Origin of the sequence: Pseudomonas sp. D47, from assembly GCF_045447305.1 — a bacterium.
In the GTDB taxonomy this organism is placed as follows: Bacteria; Pseudomonadota; Gammaproteobacteria; order Pseudomonadales; family Pseudomonadaceae; genus Aquipseudomonas.
The window spans coordinates 118,177-124,697 of the sequence record NZ_JBJGXU010000014.1; the positions used below are offsets into that span (position 1 = coordinate 118,177).

Below are 6,521 nucleotides of genomic sequence, written 5' to 3' on the forward strand. Positions count from 1 at the left end.
CATGAACTTGAACCTCTTCTCCATCATCGCCGCTTCTGCTGTTTCCGCCACCGTGGCATTGCCAGCCGCTGCCAGCGTGGACGTTGCCGGCAAAAAATCCAGTACATCCGCCTACACCCAGAAATACCTGCAACAAAGCGCCAACTTCTATGCCGCACTGGATCACAAAACCCAGCACTGAGCTTGAGCTGAACGGCGGTCAAATGTGGGAGCTGGCTTGCCTGCGATGAAATTAACTCGGTGTATCCGTTGGACCGAGTTGACGGCATCGCAGGCAAGCCAGCTCCAACATTTGATTGTGTTGATTTCAGGGTTTTGCCATCACTGCAATAAACAGCGGCGATTCCAGAAAGCGTTGTAGCCAGTTTTGTAAGCGCTGATACGGCGCTCCGGCAAACCACTCCCGGTCCACATGCGCAAACTGGCGCACAAACGGCGCCAGTGCTACATCGGCCAGGCTCAAATGGTCGGCCAGCAAAAACTCCCGGCCCGCCAGTAATCCTTCCAGCTTCTGCAAAAACACCTCGCCCTCTGCCCGATAATGTTCCATCGGCTGCTGCGGGTAGCGATCGGCGTACTTGTATCGATCCAGGTGATGTTTGAACACCTGATCATTCTCGGTAATCAGTTCCAGCACCGCCGGGTCACCCTGCAGTAACCAATCCTCAGGATCGTGCTGCGCCAGCGCCCACTGCATGATTTCCAGGCTTTCTTCAATCACCCGGCCGTCCACGCTCAATACGGGCACCGTGCCCTTGGGCGACAGCGCCAACATTTCCGCCGGTTTGGCCTTGAGGCTTACCTCGACGATCTGTACGGGCACGCCTGAATAGCGCAACGCCAGGCGCGCCCGCATCGCGTACGGGCAGCGCCGAAACGAATACAGCAGCGCCTCACTCACTTGACCTCCAAGGTGCTCAGGCCATTGCCCTGGCGCTTGACCTGGATCTGCACCGGGATGCGCTCGTGCATTTCCTGCACGTGGGAAATCACCGCCACCTTGCGGCCCTGGGCCTGCAAACCGTCCAACGCGTCCATCGCCAATTGCAGCGACTCGGGGTCGAGGCTGCCGAAGCCTTCGTCGATAAACAACGACTCGATTTTCAAAGTGCTGGAGGCCATCGACGCCAGGCCCAAGGCCAGCGCCAGCGACACCAGGAACGTTTCGCCACCGGACAACGAGTGCACCGAGCGCAGTTCATCGCCCATTTCCGTGTCCATCACCAACAGCCCCAGCATGCTGCCGCCGCGTTTTAGGCGGTAGCGGCGCACCAGTTGGCGCAGTTGCACGTTGGCGTGGTGCACCAGCAAGTCGAGGTTGTAGGCCTGGGCGATCTTGCGGAAAGTGTCGCCAGTGGCCGAGCCGATCAGTGCATTCAGGCGCGCCCAGCGCTGCCATTCTTCGTAAGCCTTAGTGATCTGGTCGGCCAGCGCGTGGTTGGCGTCCTGACGACGCTGGTCTTCGGCCTGGCGCGCACGCAATTCGGCGCAGTGTTTCTCGCCCTCGGTGAATTGTTGGTTGAGCGCAGCCAAGCTGCTATCGAGTTGCTCAACGTCCAGGTTGCCGTTGTGCAAAGCCTGATGCTCGACGAGGCGTTGTTCGCGTTCCTGCAGCAGCACCTTGGCTTGCTCGACGGCTTTTTCGCTGTGTTGCAGCTGCTGGCGCAGTGCGCTGACTTGGCTGTCATCAAAGCCCAGCAAGCGCGTGAGCCCATCGTCATCCAGTTCAGGGTGCAGGGCACGCCATTCGCCCAGGCGCTCGTCGAGGCTATGTTGCTCGGCCGCCAGCGCCTGTAGGCGCTCCTGCTGCGCCTTGAGGTCGGCGGCCAGTTGCACCAGCGCACTGCGGATCTCTTGCAGTTGTTGGTTGGCGTCGGCTTCGCTCTGGCGTGACTGCACCACCGTCTGTTCCAGCTGCTGTTGCCACTGTTCGGCACTGGCGTGATCGCCCAGCAGGGCCGTGAGTCTTTCCTGTGCGGCCTGTTGTTGCGTGGCCAACTCGGTGACGTGCAGGTGCAAAGCGTCCAGCTGCTGCTGGCGATGCTGCTGGTGGGTCTGTTCTTTCTCGATGGCCTGCTGACGTTCTTGCTGCTCGGCCAGTTCATCGCGCTGGTGGCCAAGCTGCTCAAGACGCTGGCTGACGTGCTGGTCTAGCTGCATGAAGGTCGCTGCCGGTTCGCGGCGTAAACCGTCGAGAGTCTCGGCGGGCAGCAGGCCGGCGAAGGCCTTGAGTTCTTCGTCAAGGCGCTCACGGTCGTTGGACAGCTCGCGTTGCTGGTCCGCCAGTAACTGGCGGGCTTGCTGGCTGGCGTCCTGGGCGGCTTGCAGTTGTTGCTGCAAGCGCCCGGCATTTTGTTGCAGGTTGAGCAGGGCGCCTTGGCGTTGTTCGTCCTGGGTGATGCTTTGCGTCAACTGCGCCAGTTGCTGGGCCAACCAAGTGCTGCGCTTGGCGGCGTCCTGATTGAACAGTGAGGCGGCCAGCGGGTGGGCATCCAGGCTCGGTTTCAGTGCTTGTTGCTGCGTCGCCAGTTGCTCCTGCTGTTGCAGGAACTCCTTTTGCTGGGCGATCAGGCCGCCCACTTCACCACGTAACTCGGTGAGTTTTTCCTTGAGGATATCGACGGCTTTCTGCGCCGTGGCTTCTTCGTTTTCGTCATGTCGGCCGAGGCTTTGCAGCAGCGCTTCAGGCTGGTGATACGGATGTTCATGGCTGCCGCACACCGGGCACGGCTGGTCATCCTGCAACTGCTCGCGCAGTTCTTCGACACTGGCACTGCGCGCCAGGCGCTGGCGTTCCAGCAGTTGCTTGGTCACCGTCAGGGTTTGCTCGGCGATGGTCAGCTCGGCCTTGGTTTGCAGGCCGCTCTGGTTCAGTTGTTCGCGCTGCTGCTGCGCGTCCGCGAGTCTTTGTGTGAGGTTGGCGCTCTGTTGATCCAGCTGCTGCTGGCTGTCCCACAGGCGCGTAAGGTCTTCAAACGCGCGCTGCTGTTTGCGGTTGTCCTGCAGCAGGCTGGCGAGTAACTGGATCTGCTCGGCGACGGCGTGTGGCTCGGCGCCGGCTTCCTGATACAGCAGGTCCAACGCGTCGCGTTGCTGAGTGAACTGCTCGGCGGCGGTGGTGGCGCGCTGTTCCAGCTGCGGCAATTCAGCCTGGCCCTTATTCAGGCGATTGCCGACCAGCATCAACTGTTGCAGACGATCGCGGTAAGCGCTCCAGGCGTCGCTCAGCGGGGCGAGAGTGGCGCTGCGCTCAAGCTCAGCGGCCAGGCGTTGCAGGCCCTCGGCGACTTGGCTGTGTTTGTCCTGCAACGCTTTGAGTAACGCGTGGCCTTCGGTACAGGCGCTGGCGTGTTGCTGTTTATCCTCGGTGCGTTTGGCCAAGTCCTTGGTCAGGTGGGCGAGGGTGCTTTGTTCCTCAAACGCTTGACGCAGCAATGGCACGGCGTCGGCCTGGGTTTTCAGCGCGTCGGCCAATGTTGCCTGGGCGGCTGCTTGCTGCTGTTGCGCCTGCTCCTGACGTGTGTGCAGCACGGTTTGCTGCTCGATATGCTGCTGAATCTGCGCAGCGAGGGGCGTCAACAATGTGCCCAGTTCAGCTTGCCGAGCAAACTGATGGCGCTGCGGTGCCAAATGCTCCAGGCGGCTCAAGTCCTGGCGTTGTGCGCCTTGGCCGTCCCAGTCCGCCTGCGCCCGTTGCAGTTGCTCCGTCGCACTGTGCTGGCGCTCCTGCCATTCGCGCAGTTCCTTGAGCCAGGTGTGTTGCAGCTCCAACTGCTTGAGCTGGGCCTGCTGGGTCTTGAGCTGTTGCTGGGCCTCGGCCAACTGTTGATCAAGTTCGGCGCGGGCTTCGGGAGCCAGGGGCACCACGCCGGTGGCTTGGTCTTGCAGCTGTTTATGCGCGTCCTTGGCATCCTTGGCCTTGTCGAAGGCGCGGCGGCCAAGCTGGGTGTAGAGCGCGGTGTCGGTGAGCTTTTCCAGCAGTTCGCTACGCTCATTGTCGTTGGCCTTCAGAAACGCACTGAACTCGCTTTGCGCCAGCAACACCGCACGGGTGAACTGCTCGAAGTTCAAGCCCAGGGCCAGTTCCAGCTGGGTTTTGTATTCGGTCTTCTGGCTGGCCAGCAGTTGGTCACTGTCGAGGTCGATCAGGCTTTGTCGGCTGTTCTGCAACTTGCCGCTGGCCTTGTCGCGGGCACGGTTGGCTTCCCAGCGAGCGCGGTAGCGACGGCCACTGACGCCGACGAAATCCACCTCGGCATAACCGCCGCCGGTACCGCGACGCAGCAGGGTGCGCGGGTCGCCGATGGAAATATCGCTGTCGGCATCCGGCATCTTGGCCTGGCCGGTATCGCCCAGGCGCGGCACTGCGCCAAACAGCGCCAGGCACAACGCATCGAGCAGCGTACTTTTACCTGCGCCGGTCGGCCCGGTGATGGCGAACAACCCAGCGCTGGCCAGGGGCTCGGCGGTAAAGTCGATTTCAAACGGGCCTGCCAGGGAGGCGAGGTTTTTCAGGCGGATGGCGAGGATCTTCATGGCTGTTCGCCCTCCTGTTGTACTTCCTGGAGCAGCACGGCGAAATCCTTCAAGGTCTGTTCATCCACTTCACTGCCGTAGCTGTCCTGCCAGGCGCGGCTGAACAGCTCCTGGGGCGTGAGCTGGTCGAGTTCGATCAGGCGCTCGTCGTCCGTGTTGTCGCTGCCGCGTTGGCCGGCGTATTCAGCGGCGATGCGCACCAGGCGCACGGCTTTGCCTTGCAGGGCGGTTTCGATTTGCTGGCGCAGGTCCGGTTGCGGCTCGTCGAGGCGCACGCGCACTTCCAGCCACGGGTGGCGTTGGGTTTCGGCGAGCAGGTCGATGTCGGGCAGGTCGGCCAATACCTTGAGGATATCCGCCAGCGGCGCGGCTTCCAGGCGTTGCAGGTTGACCGAGCGCGGAATCAGGCGCGGCTCGACACTCACCAGGCGTTGGCCCTGAAAGGTCACATCGAGAATCTGATGTTTGTAGCCGATTTCGGAAAACGACAAGGGGATTGGCGAGCCACTGTAGCGAATCCTTTCTTCGCCATTCACTTGCTGCGGCTTGTGCAAATGGCCGAGGGCGACATAGGCCACGCTGGCATCGAACAGTTTGGCGGGCAGCGCCTCGGCATTGCCGATGATCAGGCTGCGCTCGGAGTCTTCCGACACCGAGCCACCCGCCATATGCGCATGGCTGATGGCAATCAGCGCCTGGCCTTTTTTGCGTTTGGCGTTGGCGGCGGCGATCAGCCACTCATGTACCTGGCCGATGCCGCGCAGGTAGTCGTCGCCCAAGTGCGCGCCGGTGACTTCCGCCGGGCGCAAAAATGGCAGCGCCAGGCACCAGGCGGCGATCTTGCCTTTGGCGTCAGGCAGCGGGATCAGCAAACGTTCGGCATCCAGTTGGCCGTCATCCAGCCACAGCACGCGGCCCAAGGCATGCGTGCGCAAGCGGCGCATCAGCGGCGCCGGCAATTCGATACGCGAGCCGGAGTCGTGGTTGCCGGCGATCATCACAATCGTGAGTTTCGGGTTTTGTTCATGGGCGCTGATGATGAAGTCATACAGACGCTCTTGGGCCTTGAGCGGCGGGTTGACCGTGTCGAAGATATCGCCGGCGATCAGCAGCGCATCTGGCTGCTCGGCGTTTAATTGGCCCAGCAGCCACTCGAGAAAACAGGCGTGTTCGAAGTCGCGTTCCTGGCCATGCAGGTTTTGGCCGAGGTGCCAGTCGGAGGTGTGGAACAGACGCAAGGCGAACTCCGTGGAGAAGATGAAAAGGAGGGGAGTTTACCTGTAAAAGCCCACACAGTGCCTGCGGACGAGCCAGATCGAATGTGGGAGCCGGCAAGCCAGCTCCCACAGGGGTTATGCGGCGTGCAGGCAGTCCAGCGCGCGGTCGGCGAGGGTTCTGGCGCTGTTGATCAGGTGCTCGGTGGCGCCGGCCAGGTGGTGTTGGTCGGCGGACAGCCCTTGGGTGGAGGCCGCTGCGGTGGCGGCTGCGCAGCGCAACAGGTCGCAGAGTTGGGCGAGGGCGTCTTCGAAGCTGAGGTCGTGATGTGCGGAGAAAGACGGCGGTGAGTCGGGTTGTAGGTAGTGGCTCAGGGCGCGCTCGAAGATTTCGCGGTCGGGGGTGAAGCGGGGTGGGTCTGGGACGATTTTGTTCATGAATGAAACTCCTGAAAGGTCTGGAGCCATTCTTTTGCCGATCTCACTCGTCAAAAGGTGGCAGCTATGTGCGGGGTGAGATTGCCGGTCAGGAGCACCCGGTCAGACCGAAGTCTGCCCGCACACAGCCGCCATAGAGCATGTTGCTCGCGGTTGTGGCAATTGGCACCTAATCACATCACAGGATCTCACCCCTGATCGCTGATATGCAGCGACGGAGCGAAGGCTAGCCAGTGGAGTGAGCAGGCGCAAGGCCGAAGGATTGTCTAGGAAACTTCCCGCAAGTTAAAGAGATATGGATTGCTGGCCTTTAACAATGCATGTCGATCTGGA

Annotated in this window: 5 protein-coding genes; 1 reads left to right on the plus strand and 4 read right to left on the minus strand. The window is 61.6% G+C overall.

Going from position 1 to position 6,521, the window contains the following annotated elements; all coding sequences use genetic code 11:
• Position 1: 1 nt before the first annotated feature.
• Entirely contained in the window at positions 2–181 is a 180-nt protein-coding gene (locus ACI77I_RS12510; protein WP_065907868.1) for a hypothetical protein, read from the plus strand.
• Between the two features lie 126 nt (positions 182–307).
• On the opposite strand, the gene ACI77I_RS12515 is transcribed toward ACI77I_RS12510, so the two are convergent.
• From ACI77I_RS12515 to ACI77I_RS12530, 4 genes are all read right to left on the minus strand, one after another.
• On the minus strand, positions 308–901 hold the full coding sequence (locus ACI77I_RS12515) for a glutathione S-transferase (protein WP_242150235.1): 594 nt from the start codon (positions 899–901) through the stop codon (positions 308–310).
• Complete coding sequence (locus tag ACI77I_RS12520; RefSeq protein WP_406997692.1) at positions 898–4,536, minus strand: AAA family ATPase; 3,639 nt, start codon at positions 4,534–4,536, stop codon at positions 898–900. The genes ACI77I_RS12515 and ACI77I_RS12520 overlap by 4 nt, the downstream gene beginning before the upstream one ends.
• On the minus strand, positions 4,533–5,774 hold the full coding sequence (locus ACI77I_RS12525; RefSeq protein ID WP_094953439.1) for an exonuclease SbcCD subunit D C-terminal domain-containing protein: 1,242 nt from the start codon (positions 5,772–5,774) through the stop codon (positions 4,533–4,535). Before ACI77I_RS12525 ends, ACI77I_RS12520 begins: the two co-directional genes overlap by 4 nt.
• A 114-nt stretch (positions 5,775–5,888) precedes the next feature.
• Positions 5,889–6,188, minus strand: coding sequence for a DUF6124 family protein (locus ACI77I_RS12530; RefSeq protein ID WP_094953438.1), 300 nt, complete (start codon positions 6,186–6,188; stop codon positions 5,889–5,891).
• Positions 6,189–6,521 lie beyond the last annotated feature (333 nt).